This is a genomic window from Streptomyces sp. RB17 (assembly GCF_009604455.1).
In the GTDB taxonomy this organism is placed as follows: Bacteria; Actinomycetota; Actinomycetes; order Streptomycetales; family Streptomycetaceae; genus Streptomyces.
The window spans coordinates 25,385-45,002 of the sequence record NZ_WEGL01000002.1 but is presented as its reverse complement, the minus strand read 5'-3'; the positions used below and the strand labels follow the sequence as shown (position 1 = coordinate 45,002).

The following is a 19,618-nucleotide window of genomic DNA, read 5'->3' as shown; positions in this document are numbered from 1 at the left end:
GAGGCGGCGGACGCCGGGACGGCCGGCTTCAGGAGCCGTGGGCGACGGCGTCCAGATGCGGCAGGATGTGGTCCATCCGCTCCCGCTTGGTGCGCAGATACGTGATGTTGCTCTCGCACGGCTCGATCAGCAGCGGCACCTGCTCGGCGACCTGGATGCCGTGCCGCACCAGCGCCTCCCGCTTGCGCGGGTTGTTGGACATCAGGCGCACCGAGCGCACCCCGAGGTCGTGCAGGATCTCCGCCGCGACGCGGTAGTCGCGGGCGTCGACCGGCAACCCGAGCGCGAGGTTCGCCTCCACCGTGTCCAGGCCCTCCGCCTGCAGGGCCATCGCACGCAGCTTGGCGAGCAGTCCGATGCCGCGGCCCTCGTGGCCCCTCAAGTAGACGACGATCCCGCTGCCTTCGGCCACAACGGCACGCAGCGCGGACGCCAGTTGGTCGCCGCACTCGCAGTGCCGGGAGCCGAACGCGTCCCCGGTCAGGCATTCGGAGTGCAGCCGGGTCAGCACGTTCTCGGTACCGATCTCGCCGTACACCAGGGCCACTTGTTCGTCACCGCGGTCGTGGTCCTGGTAGCCGATCGCCTGGAATTTCCCGTACACGGTGGGCAGCGGTGCATTCACGACGCGTTCCGCGCCCGAACGCCGCGGGGACTTCTTGCCGAGTACGCCCATGTTGACGCCGGTGTTTTCTGTCATGATCTGATTCCTAAACAGAGACGAAAGGCCGTGAAACGATGAGTGGTTCGGGCGCGCGTGCGGCGGCAGGTGGAGAGACGAACAGCGTGGCGTACGGCGTGCTGCCGGCGGACACCACCGAAGCGGTACGGACGCGGGGGGCGGACGTTTCAGCACAGGTCGCCGTCCTTCCCGTAGGCAGTTTCGAACAGCACGGTCCGTTCCTTCCGCTGGCGACCGACACGCTCGTCGCGTGTGCCGTGGCCCGGGAGATCGCCGCCGCGTACCCGGTGCACCTCCTTCCTCCGGTGACGGTCTCCTGCTCGCACGAGCACGCGGACTGGCCGGGGACCGTCAGCATCTCCGCCGTGACCCTTCATGCGGTGGTCTCGGACATCGCGGCGTCGCTGCGCCGCTCGGGCGTCGCCGCGCTCGTCGTGGTGAACGGGCACGGCGGCAACTACGTTCTGGGCAACGTCGTCCAGGAGGCCTCCGCGCGCGGCGAGCGGATGGCGCTGTTCCCGGCCGCCGAGGACTGGGAGACGGCGCGGGAGCGGGCGGGGGTGGACACCTCGCTGCTCACCGACATGCACGCGGGAGAAATCGAGACCTCGATTCTGCTGCACGCTCATCCCGAATTCGTCCGCCCTGGTTACGAGTCCGCCGATTTCACCGCTGACGACCGTCGTCATCTGCTCACCGTGGGAATGTCCGCCTATACCGAATCGGGCGTCATCGGCCGTCCTTCCCTGGGCTCGGCGGAAAAGGGAAAGGAACTGCTGGCGAGCCTGACGGAATCCTTCGAGCCGTATTTCGCGCTGCTCATGTCCGAGGCGGGGCGGGAGTAGTCCCCCGCGGGCGCGGTGTGCTGTGCGGGCGCGGGGGCGTGCGCGGGCTGGGTGCCCTTCTTGCCGTGCTCGGGTGCGGGGTTCGGCCCAGGTGCGGTGTTCGGCCCGGGTGCGGAGTTCGGCCTGTGTGCGGGGTCGTGGGCGGGCGCGGGCTCCTGGGCGGGCGCGGGGTCGCGCCCGGGCCGCGGACCGTCCGTCACGGAGGCCGGGGCCCGGTCCGTCGTGGTAGGCGCGGGCCGGTCCTTCGTGGCGGCGGCGGGAGCGGGATCCGTCGTGGCAAGGGCCGGGGCGGAGTCCGTCGTGGCGGGACCCGGGGCCGGGTCCGTCGTGGCCTCGGCGGCGCGCAGGCCGCCGTACCAGCGCACGGCGAGGACGAGGGCGCCGGGCAGGCTCGCCACGAAGCTCAGCACGCCGTACACGACGGCGACGGCCACTCCGGTGCCGGCGCCGAGCCCCGCGGCGCCGAACGCCCAGGCGGTGACGCCCTCGCGAGGCCCGAAGCCGCCGACGTTCAGCGGCAGCCCCATGGCGACCAGGGCGAGAACCGCGAGCGGGACCAGTTCCGCGACGGAGGCGGCGGAGCCGGCGATCCGGGCCGCCACGACGAACATCGCCACGTGGCCGGCGAGGACGACGGCCGAGGACAGCGCGATGCCCGGCCCGCCCCGACGGGAGAACAGGCCCTGGCGCGCCTCGCCGAGGGCGGTGCGCAGACCTCCGGTCCGGCGGGAGGGCGCACGGTTCATGCGCACGGCGAGACCGACGGCGAGCACGCCGGCCACCGCAAGGGCGACCAGCGGGGCGAAGTCGCGGGCCTCGGCGCGGACCGGGGACGGCAGCGTCGGCAGCACCGCCGCGGCGAACACGGCCAGCGCGATCTGCCCGGCGACGCGTTCCAGTACGACGGCCTTCACCCCGCGCCGCAGGTCACCCGCGCTCTGTCCGTGCCGGACCGCCCGGTGCACATCGCCCAGGATCCCGCCGGGCAGCGCGGCGTTCAGGAACAGCGCCCGGTAGTAGTCGGCGACGGCGCGGCCCAGCGGCAGCCGGATGCGCAGGCCTCGGGCCACCAACTGCCAGCGCCAGGCACTGAGCACGGTGGTGACCACGCCGATGCCGAGCGCGGCCAGCACGGTCGCGGTGTCGATCCGCCGCAACCCGTCGACGAGCACGCCCGTACCCAGCCGCCACAGCAACGCGCCGAGGATGACCGCACCGGCGACGGTCCCGAAGTGCGTACGCAGGGCGCGGAAGCGGGGGCGCCGGGGGGCGGAGGGCCGCGCGGGCCCGGGCGCGGCCCGGGTGGGCGCAGGCGCGCGGAAGGAGTGTTCCAGAATCTGGGTGCCGGTCTCGCGGGTGCTCGCCTCGGCCGTGCCCACACCCCGCACGCGCGCGTGAATCGTGCCGGCGCCGTACACGCACAGGTCAGCCGGGCCGGACTCCGTCGCGACCGGCCGCGGGCTCATGACGCGCCGCCCGTCGGCCTGGGCAGGGCCAGCAGGTCGCTGTGGTGGACCACGACCCGCAACTCACCTGCCGCGCAGGCGTCGAGCCGGTCCCGCAGATACCGCTCGGCGCGGTCGCGCAGTTCGGGCCGCTGTTCGACGGCCGCGCCGACCCAGCCGCGCAGCCACTGCTCGGTCAGCGCCGACTCCTCGGGACCGAGCCGCCAGGGGCTCGGATGCACGCGTACGGCGGCCCCACGCGCGGCGAACGCCTCGCAGGCCACGGTGACCGCGTCCGGGCCGAGCAGCCCGCCGCGCCGCTGATGGGCGTTGAACGCCTCGGCGATCTCCGCGTCCAGCGGGTCGGCCGGGGTGAGGTCGACGCGCCCGGCGACCGACAGGGTGAGCAGCGCGGGGCAGCCGGCGCCGGCGCAGGCGTCGACGAGGGTGCCGACCTCGTCGCGGGTGAGGACATCGAGTAGCGCGGAGGCGGTGACCAGCGAGGCCCCGGCCAGCGCGTCCGGTGTCAGCCGGGCGACGTCGCCGCGCCGGGTCTCGACGGTGACGGTGCTGCCGTCGGCGGCGGAGCGCGGGGAACCCACGGCGGCGAAGTGCAGCAGATAGGGGTCGCGGTCGTGCAGGACCCAGTGCTGGGGGCCGTCCAGGCGGGGCGCGAGCCAGCGGCCCATCGAGCCGGTGCCGCAGCCCAGGTCGTGCACGGCGAACGCGCCGGAGTGGCCGGGCAGGTTCGCCAGCCGGATCCGCAAGGGGTGCAGCAGTCCCTGCGCGCGGGCGGCCGCGTCGGCCGGTTCCCGCAACCTGAGCCATTCGGGCGCGTACCGGGGCGGTTCCTCGGCCGCCTCGCCGTCCCGCAGCCGTACGGTGGCCCGCTCACCGGGACGGCCGACGGGCCCGGCCCCGGCGACGACCGATTCGCCCGCGCCACACAGCCCGTCCCCGGCACCGCCGGCCCCCTCGACACCGCCCGCCCGCGTCCCCGGGGCCGACGTGCTCCCCCCGGCCCCGTCCTCCGCGCCTCGACCGAGAGCCTCCGTCGTCCCCTCGGACGCGCAGTCCTTCACGGCCCCGGCCGCTGCGCCTCGCCCCACGGCCCCCGCACCGCCCGCCACCGTCCCACCGGCCGACGGAGTCCCCCCGGCCTCGACCTCCGCGCCTCGGCCGAGAGCCTCCGCACCGCCCCCCGCCCGCGCGGCACCGGCGCTGTCCTGCCCCGCACCGCACGCCTCCGGGCTCACCGCGCCGCCCGGGGCACCGGTCTTCGCACGGCCGGGCTCGCGTGCCGGCTCCCGCTCGCCGTCGGACTTTCGCACCGGTCCCGCTCCCCTCGGTCCGGTCTGGGCCGGGATCGATGTGATGCCGTTCGTCGTGGTGTCCGGCGCGGTCATGCCGCCCTCCTCGGGGCTTGGGGGAGCCGGGAGAGGACTCCGGCCAGGCTGCGGGCGGTGGCGGCCCAGCCGGCGAGCGCGGCGCGGCGGCCGCGGGCGGCGGCCTTGAGCCGGCGCCGTACGTCGGGTTCGCCGAACCAGCCGCGCAGTTCGGCGGCGAGTGCGGCGGGGTCCTCCGGCGGGACGAGGATGCCGGGCACGCCGCCGTCGGGGGCGCGGCCGACCGCCTCCGGCACTCCGCCGACGTCGGTGGCGAGGACCGGGATGCCGCGGGCCAGGGCCTCGGTGACCGCCATGCCGTAGGTCTCGGCGTAGGAGGTGAGGACCATCAGGTCGGCGGCGGCGTAGGTGGCGTCGAGGTCCGCGCCGGAGCGTGGGCCGGTGAGGTGCAGCCGGTCGGCGAGGCCGTACCGGGCGATCAGCTCCCGCAAGTGGGCCACGTACGCGGGGTCGTGGCCGAGTCCGCCGACCAGCTCGCAGGTCCACGGCAGGTCCCGTACCGTCGCGAGTGCCTCCACCAGCCGGTGCTGGCCCTTGCGCGGGGTGACGGCGGCCACGCACAGCAGGCGGGAGACGCCGTCGGTGCCGGGCGCGAGGGGCGCGATGTCGGCGCCGGGCGCGGCCACATGCACCCGTTCGGGCGCGAGTCCGTGATGGGAGACGAGCCGGCGCACCGCCCAGTCGCTGGTCGCGACGACGGCGGGCGCGGCACGCAGCACGGCACGTTCGCGGGCATCGAGGTCGGCGGCGACGGCCGGGGCGAGGCCCGTCTCGTCGGCGAGCGGAAGATGGACGAGGACGGCCAGGCGCAGGCGGTCGGCGTGCGGGGTGACGAGGTCCGGGACGCCGCAGGCGACGAGCCCGTCCAGCAGGACCACCGCGTCGTCCGGGAAGTCCCTCAGGGTGCGGGCCAGGTGGTCGCGGGCGGCCCGGTCGGGGCGCGGCCACGTGCCGGGCGCGGCGTGCCGGGTGACCTGCCAGCCGAAGCCGGGCAGGTCCAGGCAGACCCGGCGGTCGTAGGCGTTGCCGCCGCTGGGCGCGGCCGGGTCGTCTACGCCGCCCGGCACGACGAAGTTCACCGTGCGAAGGGACATGGGGATGATTCCGGCCTTCTCGGCGGTGGTGGGCTGTGCCGGGACGTACGCCAGCCGGGCCCGCTCCGTGGTCGCCCCGGTCACAGGCCACGCTCGTAACTCGCCCAGGCGATGTGCGACTCGTGGAGGGTGACGGAGATGCCGGCGAGACCCTTGGCGCCCTCTCCGAGGGCGCCCTTGTGGACGCGTTCGGCGAGCCGGTCGGCGATCACCTTGGCGAGGAACTCGGTGGAGGTGTTGACGCCGGCGAACTCGGGTTCGTCGTCGAGGTTGCGGTAGTTCAGCTCGGCGGTGATGAGGCGCAGTTCCTGTGTGGCCAGGCCGATGTCGACCACGATGTTGTCCGCGTCCAGCTGTTCGCGGCGGAAGGTGGCGTCCACCAGGAACGTTGCGCCGTGCAGTCGCTGCGCGGGCCCGAACACCTCGCCGCGGAAGCTGTGGGCGATCATGATGTGATCGCGGACGGTGATGCTGAACAACGGACGACCCTCCAGGTACGACGCGTCTGGTCCCCCTGTCCTTACCCGTCGGGGGATGCCGTCTAGTACGGCTCTTCGGTTCCCCGCGTTCAGCCCTCTCTCACTCTTTTCTCAGGTCAGGCCCGTCTCGGCGTACCGGATCCGGTGGCACAGGGCGGGGATCTCGCCCGAGGCGATCCTCGGCATGACGTCCGGCAGTTGCTCGAAAGCGCTCTCCCCGGTGATGAGCGCGTCCAGGGCCGGGTCCGCGAGCAGGTCGAGGGCGAGCGCCATCCGATCGGCGTACGTACGCCCGGCGCGGGCGGCCGGGGAGACGGTGCCGACCTGGCTGCTGCGCACGGTGAGCCGCCGGGAGTGGAAGGCCTCGCCGAGCGGCAGGGTGATGCGCCGGTCGCCGTACCAGCTCAGTTCCACCACCGTACCCTCGGCGGCGAGGAGTTGCAGCGCGCGGGTGAGGCCGGCCTCGGTGGCGCTGGCGTGCACGACGAGGTCGCAGTCGCCGAGGGCGCCGTCGGGCGTGGCGAAGTCCACGCCGAGCGCCTCGGCGGTCTTGGCGCGGGCCGGGTCGGCGTCCACGAGCTGCAGCCGGACACCCGGGAAGCGGGCCAGCAGGGCGGCCACCGAGCAGCCGACCATGCCGCCGCCGACCACGGCGACCCGGTCGCCGATCAGCGGCGCCGCGTCCCACAGGGCGTTCACGGCGGTCTCCACGGTCCCGGCGAGCACGGCCCGCGCGGGGGGCACCTCCTCCGGTACGACGGTGACGGCGTTCACTGGAACGACGTAACGGCTCTGGTGCGGATACAGGCAGAAGACCGTACGCCCGATCAGTGCATCCGGCCCCTCCTCCACCTGGCCGACGCTGAGGTAGCCGTACTTCACCGGGCCCGGGAAGTCGCCCTCCTGGAACGGCGCCCGCATCACGGCGTGTTGGCTCTCCGGCACCCCCCCACGGAACACGAGCGTCTCCGTGCCACGGCTCACCCCGGAGTACAGGGCGCGCACCAGGACCTCGTCCGCGGCGGGCTCCGCGAGGGTGGTGTCGCGCAACTCGCCGTGGCCCGGTGAGCGCAGCCAGAACGCGCGGGCCGAGCGGTTCATCGGCATCCTCCTGAACAGTAGGGAAGTTGTTCACGTACCGAGAAGTGCACAGGCCGCGCACAGTACGCGGCGTTGATCGACTCTGTCACTCGGCCGGAGGGTGTGCGGTGGCCCTGAACAACACGTATGACGGCAGGCCTCAGCAGGAGACCGCTGTGGGAGCGGGTATACAGCTCCTGCTGCTGGCCCTGCTCGGAACGGCGATAGGCATGGGGCCGGCCGGCTGGCTGACGGGGCTGGCGTTCGCGTTCGCCACCTGGGCGGTCCTGGCCCGGGCCCTGCACCGCGCCAGCCTGCGCACCTTCGGCCCCGCCAACCGGGTGACCCTCGGCCGGGCGACCCTGGTGGGCGGAGTGACCGCCCTGGTCGCGGACTCCTTCGAGAGCGCGCCGCCGGTGACCCTGCTCGTCGCCCTGACGGCCGTGGCCCTGCTCCTGGACGGAGTGGACGGCAAGGTGGCCCGCCGCACCGGTACGTCGACCGCGCTCGGCGCGCGCTTCGACATGGAGGTAGACGCGTTCCTGATCCTGGTCCTGAGCGTGTACGTGTCCACCCAGCTGGGCCCGTGGGTGCTGCTGATCGGCGGCATGCGCTACGCCTTCGTCGCCGCGGCCCGCATCGCCCCCTGGCTGAACGCCCCCCTGCCGCCGTCGTTCGCCCGCAAGACCGTCGCCGCGATCCAGGGCATAGCCCTGCTCCTGGCCGGCGCCGAGCTCCTCCCCCACCTGGCGAACCTCACGGTCGTCCTCGTCGCCCTGGGCTCCCTGCTGTGGTCCTTCGGCCGGGACGTACGGTGGCTGTGGCGCACCTCCCGGATCTCGGTGGAGGCGGCGGCCGGGGCGGAGCTGCTGGAGCTGGCGACGCGCTGAGCGGACACCCAGGGCAGCGGGAAGGGCCCGGACCGGCTTGCCGGTGCGGGCCCTTCCCCATGGCTGCGGCTGGTGACGACCGTGTGGCTACCGCTGGTTACGACCGTGCGGCCCGGCTCCGTACGATCGCGAACGCGGCGGCGGCGAGGCCGAGGACACCGACGACCAGCCCGGCGATGCCGAGCCCACGGGCCGTGGAGTCGCTCGCGTCGGCCGCCCTGGCTGCCGTGGCGGTGGCGGTCTTGGCGGGCGCGGACGCGGCGGACGCGTCTCCGGCCGTCAGCTTCAGCACCGGGGCCGGGTTCTCCGGCTCGTCGCCGCCGGTCGGCTCCTCGATCCAGCGCGCGACCTTGCCGTCGGAGTAGCTCTGCAGGGTCTTGAACACCAACTGCCCGGTGTCATCCGGCAGTTGCCCGAAGGCCACGTTGAAGTCCTCGTACTGCCCGGCACCGATCTTCCCGCCCGTGAAGGTGATCTCGGAGGCGGCCTCGGTGATGGTGCCGTCGTCGGTCTTGACCGGCGTCTTGAGTTTGGTGGTGGTGACCTTGGCGGTCCACCCGTCCTGCGGGTGCACGAGCACGCCGAGGACGGGGTGGTCGGTGGGCAGGAACACCTGCACCTTCGTGGTGGAGGCCGTGTCCTCCTCGTTGGGCACGCGGAAGGTCAGCACACCGTCGGTGGCGCCCTTGGCGTAGCTCTCGGGATGGACGGTGACGTGCGCGGAGGCGGCACCGGCGGCGAGCAGGACGGTGGCGGCGGCGAGAGCGGTGACGGCGCCGGCGCGGCGTGCGGTGAGACGTGATGCAGACATGACGGACATGGGTGAGTCGATCTCCGTACGGTGACGAGTCGTTCAGGGTCAGAGCGAGTACGGGATCGGGGCCGGGGGTCCGCGTCTGCTGACCGCGTGCCGCAGCAGGGTCAGGCGGGGTGGCGCGGGGTCGGGAGGGACGCACGGGGCGGCCCCGGCGGGGACGGGCAGGGGCGTGTCGCGCCACCAGGCGATGAGGCCGGGGACGAGTGCGGCGGCCCGGCGCAGCAACGACCAGAGCGCGGCCTCGCCCCGCCGCAGCCACCAGGAGGCGGCCAGGGCGGCGAGGAGGTGGGCGGCGGCGGCGTGAGCGGTGAGGTGGGGGTGAGCGGCGGCGTGCGATGCCGTGTGGGGGTGCGTCGCGGCCATGGCGTGACCTGGCATGGACGCCATGCGCGGGGCGTCGGCGCGCCCGGCGGTCCCGTGACCGGCGTCGAAACCGAGGTGCAGTCCGGCCTGGGCGAGCAGCATGGCCGCGCCGATGCCGGGCAGCGACCGCTCCCGGCCGCCGAGGACCCAGCCGAGCCCGAACACGACGAGAAAACCCCCCGCGTCGGCCCACAGCGGTGGCATGTCCCCCATGGCCAGCCCGTGCCCGGCGGCTGCGAGCAGCACGCACACCGCGGCGAACACCGCGGCACGCAGACCTCTCACCGCGGGGGACGCGCACATGGAGAGCGATCCTGCCACGTCCGGGTGATACGTGCGGCACCGATCTCCGGTTCACCGGTACCGCGGGCAGCATGCCCGGCTCCTTCGATTCCGGTGTCCGGGCAGAGTTCCCATCACGCCGTGAAACGGACCGGGTGAGTGTCGAGGCGCCGGTGGGCACGGGCTCCCCTTCCGTGCCCACCGGCCGGCCGGGCCCGGCTCAGGCGGCCCGGCGTGCCTGGCCTCGGTGGACGCGGACGATGTCCGCGTACCGGTGTCCGCTGCCCTTGATCGTGCGCACCTGGGTGCGGTAGTCGACGTGGACCAGGCCGAAGCGCTTGTCGTAGCCGTAGGCCCACTCGAAGTTGTCCAGCAGGGACCAGGCGAAGTAGCCGGCGAGCGGGGCACCCTTGCGGGCGGCGGAGGCGCAGGCGGCCAGGTGCTGCTCCAGGTACGCCTGGCGCTCGGGATCGTCCACGCTGCCGTCGGGGCGGACCACGTCCGGGAAGGCGGAACCGTTCTCGGTGACGTAGATCTTCCGGGCGCCGTACTCCTCGGTGAGTCGCAGCAGCAGCGTCTGGATGCCGCTCGCGTCGATCTCCCAGTCCATGCCGGTGCGCGGTACGGCCTCGCGGCGCACAGCGCGGACGTACGGTGCCGGGGCGTCGGGGGCGTCGGCGACGTACGCCGGGAAGTAGTAGTTCAGGCCCAGCCAGTCCAGCGGGGTGGCGATCGCCGACAAGTCGCCTGCCTGGAGCGGGAGTTCGACGCCGTAGGTCTCGATCATGTCGGCCGGGAAGCCGCGGCCGTGCACCGGGTCGAGCCACCAGCGGTTGACATGGCCGTCGTGGCGGTGGGCGGCCGCGGCGTCCTCGGGGCGGTCGGTGGCCGCGTGCACGGTGGAGAGGTTGTTGACGATGCCGACCTGGGCGCCTGGCGCGGCGGCGCGGATCGCCTGGGTGGCGAGGCCGTGGCCCAGCAGCAGATGGACGGATGCGCGTACGGCGGCGGTCAGGTCCGTCCAGCCCGGGGCCATCGTGCCCTCCAGGTGGCCGATCCAGGCCGAGCAGCTGGGCTCGTTCAGGGTGGCCCAGAGCTTGACGCGGTCGCCGAGTCGGGCGGCGACCGCAGACGCGTACTCGGCGAGGGCGAACGCGGTGTCCCGTTCGGGCCAGCCGCCGCGGTCCTGGAGCACCTGCGGCAGGTCCCAGTGGTAGAGGGTGACGGACGGGGTGATGCCGGCCTCCAGCAGGGCGTCCACCAACTCGTCGTAGAACGCCAGCCCCTTGGGGTTCGACGGGCCCGTGCCGCCGGGCAGGACGCGTGGCCAGGCGACCGACAACCGATAGGCGTTGACGCCGAGTTGCTGCATCAGGGCGATGTCCTCGCGCCAGCGGTGGTAGTGGTCGCAGGCGACGTCGCCGGTGTCGCCGTTCGCGACCTTCCCCGGGGTGTGCGAGAAGGTGTCCCAGATCGAGGGCGTACGGCCGTCCTCGGCGACGGCTCCCTCGATCTGGTACGCCGCGGTGGCCGTGCCCCACAGGAAGTCGTGCGGGAGTGCGGCGAGGTCGATGCGTTCGGACACGGAAGTCCCTTCGGGATCAGGGGTGTTGGTCACTCGGGTCACTTGACGGCGCCTGCCGTCAGACCGGCGACGAGGTAGCGCTGCAGGAGGAGGAAGCCGGCCACCACGGGCACGCTGACGACCAGCGAGGCGGCCATGATCTGGTTCCAGTAGACGTCGTTGAGGGTGGAGTAGCCCTGGAGGCCGACGGCGAGGGTGCGGGTGGTGTCGTTGGTCATGACGGACGCGAAGAGCACCTCGCCCCAGGCGGTCATGAAGGCGTAGACGGCGACCGCGACGATGCCGGGGATCGCGGCCGGTACGACGATCCTGAGCAGCGCGCCGAGCGGGCCGCAGCCGTCGACCAGCGCCGCCTCGTCCAGGTCGCGCGGCACCGAGTCGAAGTAGCCGATCAGCATCCAGATGGAGAAGGGCAGGGAGAAGGTCAGGTACGTGAGGATCAGGCCGCCGCGGGAGCCGAAGAGGGCGATGCCGGTGGCGTTGCCGATGTTGACGTAGATCAGGAAGAGCGGGAGGAGGAAGAGGATGCCCGGGAACATCTGGGTCGACAGGACCGTCACGGTGAAGACGCGCTTGCCGCGGAAGTCGTAGCGGCTGACGGCGTAGGCCGCGAACACGGCGATGACGACCGAGCAGACGGTCGCCGCGCCCGCCACGATCAGCGAGTTCATGAAGTACTTCGCGAGCGGGACCGTCGACCAGATGTCGATGTACGGGCGGATGGTCAGCCCGCTCGGCAGCCAGCGGAACTTGCCCGTGACGTCCGCGAGCGGCTTCAGCGAGCTGGAGACCATCACGTACACCGGGATCAGCACGAAACCGGTGAGCAGGGTGAGGAAGATCCGCCGGGACCAGAGGAACGAACGCGGGGGCGCCATGGGCGAGTTGCTCGCCGGTGGGGCGAGGGGCGGGCTAGACATCGGCGGCCCTCCGTCCGCGTGAGGTGAACAGCAGGTACCCGCCCGTCACGACGAGCAGGAAGAGCAGCAGCAGGACGGACATGGCGGAACCGGTGCCGAAGTTCCAGGTGACGAAGGACGCCTGGTAGATGTGGACCGAGATGAGGTCGGCGGCCTGGGGGGCGGACTTGCCGAACAGCACGTAGGGCGTGTTGAAGTCGTTGAACGTCCAGAGGAAGAGGACCAGGACGAGTACCTGGTTGACCGGGCGCAGCGAGGGCAGGGTGATGCGGCGGATCTGCTGCCACATGCCGGCGCCGTCCAGCGCGGCGGCCTCGTACAGCTCGCGGGGGATGTTCTGCAGGCCGGCCATCACGATGAGGAAGGCGAACGGCCAGCCCTTCCACACCGACACGGTGAGCAGGGCGTAGAAGCTGTTGTCGCCGATGAGCCAGAAGGAGGGCTTGGCCGTGAGGTGCAGCTGGTCGTGCAGGACGTGGTTCACCAGGCCGTTGTCGTGCTGGAACATGAACACCCAGGTGATGACGGCCGCGTAGACGGGCAGCGCGTACGGCACCAGGAACAGGGCGCGCAGCAGGCCGCGGCCGCGGAAGGTGTCCTGCATGAAGACGGCGGCGGCGGTACCGATCAGCCAGCACAGGGCGACCGACAGCAGGGTGAAGCCGACGGTGACGAAGAAGGAGTGCAGCAGGGCGTCGCCGACAGGGGCGTCGAAGTTCACCGACACCTTGTAGTTGCCGAGGCCGGACCAGGGGGCGCTGCCCCAGTCGCGGATGTAGAACTGGGTGAGTTCCTTGAAGCTCATCACGATGCCGATGACCATCGGCACCAGATGGACGAGGAGTTCGAGCAGCAGGGCGGGCAGGAGCAGCAGATACGGCAGGGAGAGGCGGCGCAGCCGCCCGGCGCGGCGGCGGGGTTCGCGCGCCGCCGCACCGGGGGATGTCTGCCGCACCGGCTCCTTGAAGGCGGTGGTCGTCATCGTCTCGCTCACGCCGCCGGCATCTGCTGCTGGGCCTTCTGCAGCGCGGCCTTGACCGAGTCGGTGGTCACCGCGCGGCCGGCGGCGGCGTCGGCGAACAGGTCCTTGACGGCCGTACCGACCGTCGTCTCGAACTGCGACTCGGACGCGACCTGCGGCAGAGCGGCCGCGCTGGTGGCGAGGGTGTTCTTCAGCACGGCGGTGGCGGGGCTGCTGAACGCGGCGTCGCCCTGTGCGGACTTCACCGGCGGGATGGAGCTGTAGGCCTTGTTGAGGATCTTCTGCTCCCCGTCGGAGGTCATGAACTTCACGAACTGCGTGGCGCCGTCGAGGTTGTGGGTGTTCTTGAAGACGGCGAGGTTGATGCCGGCGACCATGGAGTTGACCTGGGTGCCGGTGCCGGGGGTGCCGGAGATCACCGGGACGGGCGCGATGCCATAGGCGTCCTCGCTCATGCCCTGGGACTTGAGGTTGGCGGCGGCGGACTGCCACAGCAGCATCGCCTGCTTGCCCTTGGCGAAGTCGCTGACGGACTGGTTCTGCGCGTACTCGGCGTCGCCGGTGGGTATGACCTTGTCCTTGGCCATCAGGTCGACGTAACTCTTCACCGCGTCCACCACCTTGGGGTTGGTGAAGTCCGGCTTGCCGTCGGCGGTGAAGAAGTCGGCGCCGTGCTGCTTGGCGAAGACGAAGACGTGGTGGATGTTCTCCGACAGGTTCGAGCCCTCGGCGCCGAGCGCGGACTTGCCCTTGGCCTGGATCTTCTTGCCGTCGGCTACCAACTCGTCCCAGGTGGCGGGTGGTTGCTGGATCCCGGCGTCGGCGAAGATCTGCTTGTTGTAGTAGAGGGCGTACGCCATCGAGTACAGCGGCACCGCGGCCGGGTCCTTGCCCGCCGCGCCGGTGGAGCCGAGCGCGGAGTCGACGAACCGGTCCTTGCCGCCGATCTTGGCGAAGTTCTTGGTGTCCCAGGGCACCAGCGCGCCGGTCGCCTGCAGCGAGGCGCTCCAGGTGTTGCCGATGTTCAGCACGTCGGGGCCCTGGCCCGAGGTGGTCGCGGTGAGGATCCGGTTGAGCAGGTCGGACCAGGGCACGACCTCCAGCTTCACCTTGATCCCGGTCTGCTTCTGGAACTTGTCGAGTTCGGGCTGGAGGACCTGCTTGTCGACGGCGATGCTGGCGCCCTGGTTGGAGGCCCAGTACGTCAGCGTCTTCGGCGAGTCGCCGGACCCGCCGCCGCTGGACGATCCGCCTCCGCAGGCCGTGGCCGCGAGGACGAGAGACAGGGTGACGGCGCCTGTGGCCGCGGCTCGGATGCTGCGCATGGCTCCTGGTGTCCCTTTCCGGGAGTCGAGAACCCGAGGCTGCTCACGGAAGCCGACGCCCGTGCCGACCCGCGCGGACCCGTTCGGCTCCCGAAGCCCCTCATGGCTTAATTTAGGACGTGAGTTAAACCTCAAGAGAAACGCTCGTCAAGGGATCCGGCAACGGCAAACTGCCGAACAGGCCGGAAAAGCGCGCAGAAACGCCGGGAAACAGGGAGGCCAGGTGGCAGCGGTGGGCGGCCGTACGGTGCGTGACCTGCGGCGGGAGAGCCGGAGCGCCGTTCTGCAACGGTTGTATGTCGACGGGCCGATGAGCCGGCACGCGCTCGGCCCGGCGACCGGCCTGAGTTCGGGCTCCGTCAGCAACGTGGTGACCGGACTGCTCGCCGACGGTCTGGTGGAGGAGGCGGGCACGGTCGGCGCGGACGCGGGCCGGCCGAGCCGGCTGCTGCGGATACGGCCGGACAGCGGACGGCTGATCGGAGTGGACGTCGGCGAGACCCGGGTCCGGGTGGAGCTGCTCGACCTCGGTCTCGCGGAACTCGCGTGCGTGGAGCGTCCGTTGGGGCCGCGCGGGTACGACATCGGGGCCGTGGTCGGCCATGTCGCCGACGGAGTCGCGGAGGTCGTCCGGGCGGCCGGGCTCCCTGTTCCGAAGCTGCTCGGCGTCGGCGTCGGCGTGCCCGGCATCGTCGAGGACGCCGGGCGAAAGGGCGCGGTCGTGCACGGCCAGACGGTCGGCTGGGACGCCGTACCGCTGGAACGGCTGCTGCGCGCCTCCGTCCAACTCCCGCCGCACCTCCCGTACTTCATCGAGAACGGAGCGAAGGCGCTGGGGCAGGCGGAGATGTGGTTCGGGGGCGGGCGCGGGGCCCGAAACGCCGTGGTGGTGCTGCTCGGTTCGGGCGTCGGCGCCTGCGTGGTCACCGAGGAGGCGGCGAGGGGGCGGGCGGTGGAGTGGGGGCATCTGACGGTACGGGTCGCGGGGCGCCGCTGCCGGTGCGGGGCGTTCGGCTGCCTGGAGGCGTACGCGGGGGCGGCGGCGCTGGTCGCGCGCTGGCGGGAGGCGGGCGGGCGGCCGTCGGACGGGGCCGGTGAGGAGCGCGCGCTGACCGAGCTGCTGGCCGCAGCTCGCCCCGGCGGCGGCCGGGAACCCGACCCGGTGGCCGCGGCCGTGCTCGCCGAGACCGCCGAGTACCTCGGCGCCGGCCTGTCCGACCTGATCAACCTCTTCCAGCCCGAGCGGGTGCTGATCGGCGGCTGGGCCGGCCTCCAACTCGGCGACGCCTTCCTGGACCAGGTCCGCACCCACGCCCTGACCCGGGCCCTGCGCCACCCCGCGGCCCGGGTCCGCATCGAACTGGGCCGGCTGGGCCCCGACGCGGTCACCATCGGCGCGGCGGTCCTCCCCCTCGCCGCCTTCTTCGCCACCGGCGGCCACCGCCCCCGCCCGGCGCCGGAGGGGGCGAAGGCACCGACGTGGCGGGCGGGGGTGGAGGGGCGGTTGGTGTGAGGAGCGGGGCTGGGGGTGGCGGGGGCCGACTTGCGGTTCGCCGTGCGCGGGGCGTGGGGCCCACGTGCTCTCCCCTTGCGCGGGGCATGGGGGCCACGTACTCATCCCCTTGCGCGGGGAATGGGGCACACGTACTCATCCCCTTGCGCGGGACATGGGGCCGACTTGCCATCCGCCCGCACGGTAGGCAGAGCCCACTTGCCCACGCCCGCACGACGCGCGGAGCCCACCGGCCAACTGCCCGCACGGCACGGACCCCTTTGCCAACCGCCCACACCGCACGCAGGGCCCACTCGCCAACCGTCCCCACGGGACGTGTTTCCCAAGTGGCCCGCACCGCCCACCGCCGAGGCTGGTGGTGCCGGCCGCGACCAGCTGTCGGACCCGGGATCGGTGGGGGTACCGGGGTACGGCCGACGCCGGCACCCCCTCCCGCTTCCGAGCGCTGTGGGAGCCGGCATGGGGCCCGCACCCCCCGCCCGCTCGGCCGGGTGGTGCGGGCCCCGCCCCGCCCCGTTACCGGACCGGTGCCGGTCGGGGTGCGGGGGCGTAGCCGGCGGGCCGGGTCGTGAAGGTGCCGCGGCCCTGGGTGCGGCTGCGCAACCGGGTGGCGTAGCCGAACAGTTCGGCCAGTGGCACGGTCGCGGTCAGCACGGCCGCGCCGCCCCGGGTCTCGGAGCCGCCGACCCGGCCACGCCGGGCCGCCAGGTCACCGAGGACAGAGCCGACGGCGTCCTCCGGCACGGTCACCGTGACCTCGGCGACCGGTTCCAGCAGGGCCGTCGCGCAGGCGCGCAGGGCCTGACGGAGTCCGAGCCGGCCGGCGGTGCGGAAGGCCGTGTCGGAGGAGTCCTTCACATGGGTGGAGCCGTCGGTGAGCGTGACCCGGAGCCCGGTCACCGGGTGCCCCTCCAGCGGGCCCTCGGCGAGCGCGTCCCGGCATCCGGCCTCCACCGCGCGCACGTACTCCTGCGGCACCGCTCCGCCGGCCACCGTGGAACGGAACTCGAAGCCGGTGGCTCCGGCTTCGGGGCCGAGCGGTTCCACGTCGAGGACGACATGGGCGAACTGCCCGGCGCCGCCGTCCTGTTTGACGTGCCGGAACACGAACCCGGTCACTCCCTCGACGACGGTCTCGCGGTAGGCGACCCGGGGCCGGCCCACGCTCACCTCCGGCCCCCCGTCGCGGCGGATCTTCTCCACGGCGACCTCCAGGTGGAGTTCGCCCATGCCGGACAGCACGGTCTGCCCGGTCTCGGCATCCGTGCGCACCACCAGCGAGGGGTCCTCCTCGGCCAGCCGCGCGAGGGCCGTCGAGAGCCGGCCGGTGTCCGTGCTCCGGCGCGCCTCCACGGCCACCGACACCACGGGCTCCGGGGCCACCGGAGGTTCCAGGAGCAGCGGCGCGCCGGGGTCGCACAGCGTGGCGCCGGCCCGCGCCGACTTCACCCCGGCGAGCGCGACGATGTCACCGGCCACCGCCCGGTCGAGCCGGTCGTGCCGGTCCGCCATGACCCGCAGGATGCGCGCCACGCGCTCGGTGCGACCGGTGCCCGGGTCCCACACGGTGTCTCCCTTCTCGATCGTGCCCGCGTACACGCGCACGTAGGCCAGCCGCCCGGTGGCGCTCGCGTGCACCTTGAACACCAGCCCCGCGAACGGGGCTTCGGGGTCGGCGGCCCGTTCCTGCTCGGTGCCCTCGTGGACACCACGCACGGCGCGGACGTCCAGCGGCGAGGGCAGATAGGCCACGACCGCGTCCAGCAGCGGTTCGATGCCGCGGTTGCGGTAGGCGGAGCCGCACAGGACGACCACGCCGTCCCCGGTGCGGGTCAGCTCGCGCAGGGTGGCGGCGAGGGTGCCGGCGGAGACCGTCCCGCGGTCGCAGAACTCCTCCAGGGCGGCCGGATGCAGCTCCGCCACGGTCTCCTCCAGCGCCCGGCGCCGCCGTACCGCCTCCTCGCCCAGCGCCTCGGGCACGGGCCCCTCCACGGCCGTACCCGCGCCGTCGGCCCAGACCAGCGAGCGCATCCGTACGAGGTCCACCACACCCGTGAACCCGTCCTCCGCGCCGACGGGAAGCTGGACCACCAGCGGAACGGGGTGCAGCCGCTGCCGGACGGACTCGACGGCCCGGTCCAGGTCGGCGCCCGCCCGGTCCATCTTGTTGACGAACGCGATTCTGGGCACACCGTGCCGGTCCGCCTGCCGCCACACCGACTCGCTCTGCGGCTCGACCCCGGCGACGGCGTCGAACACGGCGACCGCCCCGTCCAGGACGCGCAGCGATCGCTCGACCTCGTCGGCGAAGTCGACGTGGCCGGGGGTGTCGATGAGGTTGATGCGGTGCCCGTCCCAGTCGCAGCTGACCGCGGCGGCGAAGATGGTGATGCCGCGGTCGCGCTCCCGCGGGTCGAAGTCGGTGACGGTGGTGCCGTCGTGCACCTCGCCCCGCTTGTGGGTGGTGCCCGTCGCGTACAGGATCCGCTCGGTGACGGTGGTCTTGCCCGCGTCGACGTGGGCGAGGATGCCGAGGTTGCGGATCGCGGCGAGGGTGGTGGTGTTCGTGCGCACGGCCCAGGGCCTTTCTGGGGATCGGACCTGGCTTTGAGGTCCGGATCGGGGAAGAGGGCAGCGCGATTTCCCGTGCGTCCGAGGTCAGCGGGGCGTCACGGGCATCCGGTGCCGGCCGCGCAGCGGGCACCGGCACCACCGGGACACGAGGATCACCTCGTACCGGGAACGGGGAGCGACGACAGCGGTGCGTGCGCGCACGGCCGGGCTCCCCTCTGTGTCGGACGACAGGCGGCGCCGTACGGTCGTGTGCGGCGCTCGGTACGGGACGACGGTACGAGAGGGAGGCGGCCGGGGCACGTCATTTTCCGGTACGCCGTCGGGCGGGGGGTCTTTCGTCGAGCACGGCCAGCGCCCCGGCGAGTCGGCGCAGCCAGTCGTCCACCCCTCCTTGAACGGCCGGGTACCGCTCCCGGAACGCGGCCCAGTCCACGTCCCACCGGCGTACCGCGGCCGGGTCGAGGGCGGCGTGCGGGTGTTCCGGGGTGGCCGCCCGGTCGAAGACCCTCCGCAGCAGGCGCGCCGGGAGCCGGGCGTCCTCGGCCTCGGCGAGGAGGACCGCGTCGTACAGGTCCTTGCCCTGCGCGCGGCGTCCGTCCCGGCTGTCGGTGTGCAGCCACAGCAGTTTCCAGGCCAGGGACAGCTCCCGGCTCGCCGTGCGCACCGGGACGGGGCTGGCGCCGTCGGCGCGCGGTACCAGGGTCCACACCGGGGGTTCGGGCAGCCGTTCGTCGCGGGCGAAGTCCAGGCGTACCTCGCCGGGCGGCAGGCCGTCCGCACGCCACGGGATGAGCAGGCGCACGCCCGGTGTGTCGTACGCGGCGTAGGTCCAGGTGCCGTCGACGCGGGCGTTCTCCGCGTCGAGGAAGAGCCCCGGGGCGGCCTCCGGGTGCCGAGCCAGGCGCTCGAGCAGGTCGGCGTACGGCGGGCTGGTGTCCGCGTCCTCCTCGCGCAGCCAGTGCAGCCCTTCGGGCGGGAGCACCGGCCGCTGCCCGTCGGTGTCGAACTCCTCGTACGTCCACATCTCGTACCGCGCCGCGCCGTCGGCGGCCTCGGGCCACTGCTGCACGACGTCGATCCGGTCGACGTACGGATACGGGTCCAGCGCGTCGACCCCGGCTTGGTCCTCCAGCACCACCCAGTCCAGATCGGCGGGTTGGCGCGCCGCGTCCCCCACCCAGGCGGGCATGACCATGCTGCCGCGCAGGACCAGCGTTCCGCTCCAGGGGGCGTCCGCGATGAGGCCGAGCACGTGATCGAGCGCCGCGCGTACTCCGTTCACGGGCCAGACCGTAGCGCCCACCACTGACAACGGCAGGGCGAGCGGCCAAGAACC

16 protein-coding genes and 1 pseudogene are annotated in these 19,618 nt (G+C 73.1%); 3 read left to right on the top strand and 14 right to left on the bottom strand.

The features are described 5' to 3' along the window. Positions 1 to 28: 28 nt before the first annotated feature. Positions 29 to 700: a GTP cyclohydrolase II gene (ribA, locus tag SRB17_RS07200; RefSeq protein WP_153536014.1), complete on the bottom strand. Its 672-nt coding sequence runs from the start codon at positions 698 to 700 to the stop codon at positions 29 to 31. Between the two features lie 38 nt (positions 701 to 738). Between ribA and SRB17_RS07195 the strand changes: the two genes are divergently transcribed. After that, positions 739 to 1,527 carry a creatininase family protein gene (locus tag SRB17_RS07195; RefSeq protein WP_153536012.1) on the top strand — a complete coding sequence of 263 codons (789 nt, stop codon included), beginning with the start codon at positions 739 to 741 and terminating at the stop codon, positions 1,525 to 1,527. Positions 1,528 to 1,967: 440 nt separating this feature from the next. Here the strand turns inward: SRB17_RS07195 and SRB17_RS47960 are convergent. From SRB17_RS47960 to SRB17_RS07170, 5 genes and pseudogenes are all read right to left on the bottom strand, one after another. After that, positions 1,968 to 2,993 (bottom strand): annotated as a pseudogene (locus SRB17_RS47960) (lysylphosphatidylglycerol synthase transmembrane domain-containing protein); the annotation flags it as partial. After that, complete coding sequence (locus tag SRB17_RS07185; RefSeq protein WP_153537974.1) at positions 2,990 to 3,922, bottom strand: class I SAM-dependent methyltransferase; 933 nt, start codon at positions 3,920 to 3,922, stop codon at positions 2,990 to 2,992. The pseudogene SRB17_RS47960 and the gene SRB17_RS07185, both read right to left, overlap by 4 nt. 452 nt (positions 3,923 to 4,374) lie before the next feature. After that, complete coding sequence (locus SRB17_RS07180; protein WP_323375127.1) at positions 4,375 to 5,556, bottom strand: glycosyltransferase family 4 protein; 1,182 nt, start codon at positions 5,554 to 5,556, stop codon at positions 4,375 to 4,377. After that, complete coding sequence (locus SRB17_RS07175) at positions 5,553 to 5,951, bottom strand: 6-pyruvoyl trahydropterin synthase family protein (RefSeq protein WP_153536008.1); 399 nt, start codon at positions 5,949 to 5,951, stop codon at positions 5,553 to 5,555. Before SRB17_RS07175 ends, SRB17_RS07180 begins: the two co-directional genes overlap by 4 nt. A gap of 111 nt (positions 5,952 to 6,062) precedes the next feature. Then, positions 6,063 to 7,052, bottom strand: a complete 990-nt coding sequence (locus SRB17_RS07170; RefSeq protein WP_153536006.1) for a zinc-dependent alcohol dehydrogenase — start codon at positions 7,050 to 7,052, stop codon at positions 6,063 to 6,065. A gap of 107 nt (positions 7,053 to 7,159) precedes the next feature. Here SRB17_RS07170 and SRB17_RS07165 point away from each other — a divergent pair, with 107 nt between their 5' ends. Beyond that, positions 7,160 to 7,921 (top strand): CDP-alcohol phosphatidyltransferase family protein, encoded by a 762-nt coding sequence (locus tag SRB17_RS07165; protein WP_323375126.1) that lies wholly within the window; start codon positions 7,160 to 7,162, stop codon positions 7,919 to 7,921. Positions 7,922 to 8,018: 97 nt separating this feature from the next. Here SRB17_RS07165 and SRB17_RS07160 read toward each other — a convergent pair whose 3' ends face one another. The 6 genes from SRB17_RS07160 to SRB17_RS07135 form a co-directional block, all read right to left on the bottom strand. Beyond that, a complete protein-coding gene (locus tag SRB17_RS07160; RefSeq protein WP_153536004.1) occupies positions 8,019 to 8,732 on the bottom strand; it encodes a YcnI family protein in 714 nt (237 codons plus the stop codon). A gap of 48 nt (positions 8,733 to 8,780) precedes the next feature. Further along, positions 8,781 to 9,404, bottom strand: a complete 624-nt coding sequence (locus SRB17_RS07155; RefSeq protein WP_153536002.1) for a hypothetical protein — start codon at positions 9,402 to 9,404, stop codon at positions 8,781 to 8,783. A 199-nt stretch (positions 9,405 to 9,603) separates the two neighbouring features. Next, positions 9,604 to 10,968 (bottom strand): GH1 family beta-glucosidase, encoded by a 1,365-nt coding sequence (locus SRB17_RS07150; protein ID WP_323375125.1) that lies wholly within the window; start codon positions 10,966 to 10,968, stop codon positions 9,604 to 9,606. Between the two features lie 38 nt (positions 10,969 to 11,006). Continuing rightward, on the bottom strand, positions 11,007 to 11,846 hold the full coding sequence (locus SRB17_RS07145; protein ID WP_153537968.1) for a carbohydrate ABC transporter permease: 840 nt from the start codon (positions 11,844 to 11,846) through the stop codon (positions 11,007 to 11,009). A gap of 34 nt (positions 11,847 to 11,880) precedes the next feature. Next, positions 11,881 to 12,870 (bottom strand): carbohydrate ABC transporter permease, encoded by a 990-nt coding sequence (locus SRB17_RS07140; RefSeq protein WP_153537966.1) that lies wholly within the window; start codon positions 12,868 to 12,870, stop codon positions 11,881 to 11,883. A gap of 8 nt (positions 12,871 to 12,878) precedes the next feature. Continuing rightward, positions 12,879 to 14,195, bottom strand: a complete 1,317-nt coding sequence (locus SRB17_RS07135) for an ABC transporter substrate-binding protein (protein WP_153536000.1) — start codon at positions 14,193 to 14,195, stop codon at positions 12,879 to 12,881. A gap of 223 nt (positions 14,196 to 14,418) precedes the next feature. Between SRB17_RS07135 and SRB17_RS07130 the strand changes: the two genes are divergently transcribed. Continuing rightward, the gene (locus SRB17_RS07130) at positions 14,419 to 15,708 is read left to right on the top strand and encodes an ROK family transcriptional regulator (RefSeq protein WP_323375124.1); all 1,290 of its coding nucleotides are present in this window, start codon (positions 14,419 to 14,421) and stop codon (positions 15,706 to 15,708) included. A 516-nt stretch (positions 15,709 to 16,224) separates the two neighbouring features. Here SRB17_RS07130 and fusA read toward each other — a convergent pair. Together fusA and SRB17_RS07115 are read right to left on the bottom strand one after the other, a co-directional pair. Beyond that, entirely contained in the window at positions 16,225 to 18,282 is a 2,058-nt protein-coding gene (gene fusA / locus SRB17_RS07125) for an elongation factor G (protein ID WP_323375123.1), read from the bottom strand. A 301-nt stretch (positions 18,283 to 18,583) separates the two neighbouring features. Beyond that, positions 18,584 to 19,564 (bottom strand): nucleotidyl transferase AbiEii/AbiGii toxin family protein, encoded by a 981-nt coding sequence (locus tag SRB17_RS07115; RefSeq protein WP_323375122.1) that lies wholly within the window; start codon positions 19,562 to 19,564, stop codon positions 18,584 to 18,586. Between the last annotated feature and the right edge of the window lie 54 nt (positions 19,565 to 19,618).

Bases quoted from the DNA above. Each gene is read 5' to 3' on its own strand.
- ribA (WP_153536014.1), bottom strand. From the start codon at position 700: ATGACAGAAAACACCGGCGTCAACATGGGCGTACTCGGCAAGAAGTCC.
- SRB17_RS07195 (WP_153536012.1), top strand. From the start codon at position 739: ATGAGTGGTTCGGGCGCGCGTGCGGCGGCAGGTGGAGAGACGAACAGC.
- SRB17_RS07170 (WP_153536006.1), bottom strand. From the start codon at position 7,052: ATGAACCGCTCGGCCCGCGCGTTCTGGCTGCGCTCACCGGGCCACGGC.
- SRB17_RS07160 (WP_153536004.1), bottom strand. From the start codon at position 8,732: ATGTCTGCATCACGTCTCACCGCACGCCGCGCCGGCGCCGTCACCGCT.
- SRB17_RS07155 (WP_153536002.1), bottom strand. From the start codon at position 9,404: ATGTGCGCGTCCCCCGCGGTGAGAGGTCTGCGTGCCGCGGTGTTCGCC.
- SRB17_RS07145 (WP_153537968.1), bottom strand. From the start codon at position 11,846: ATGGCGCCCCCGCGTTCGTTCCTCTGGTCCCGGCGGATCTTCCTCACC.
- SRB17_RS07140 (WP_153537966.1), bottom strand. From the start codon at position 12,870: ATGACGACCACCGCCTTCAAGGAGCCGGTGCGGCAGACATCCCCCGGT.
- SRB17_RS07135 (WP_153536000.1), bottom strand. From the start codon at position 14,195: ATGCGCAGCATCCGAGCCGCGGCCACAGGCGCCGTCACCCTGTCTCTC.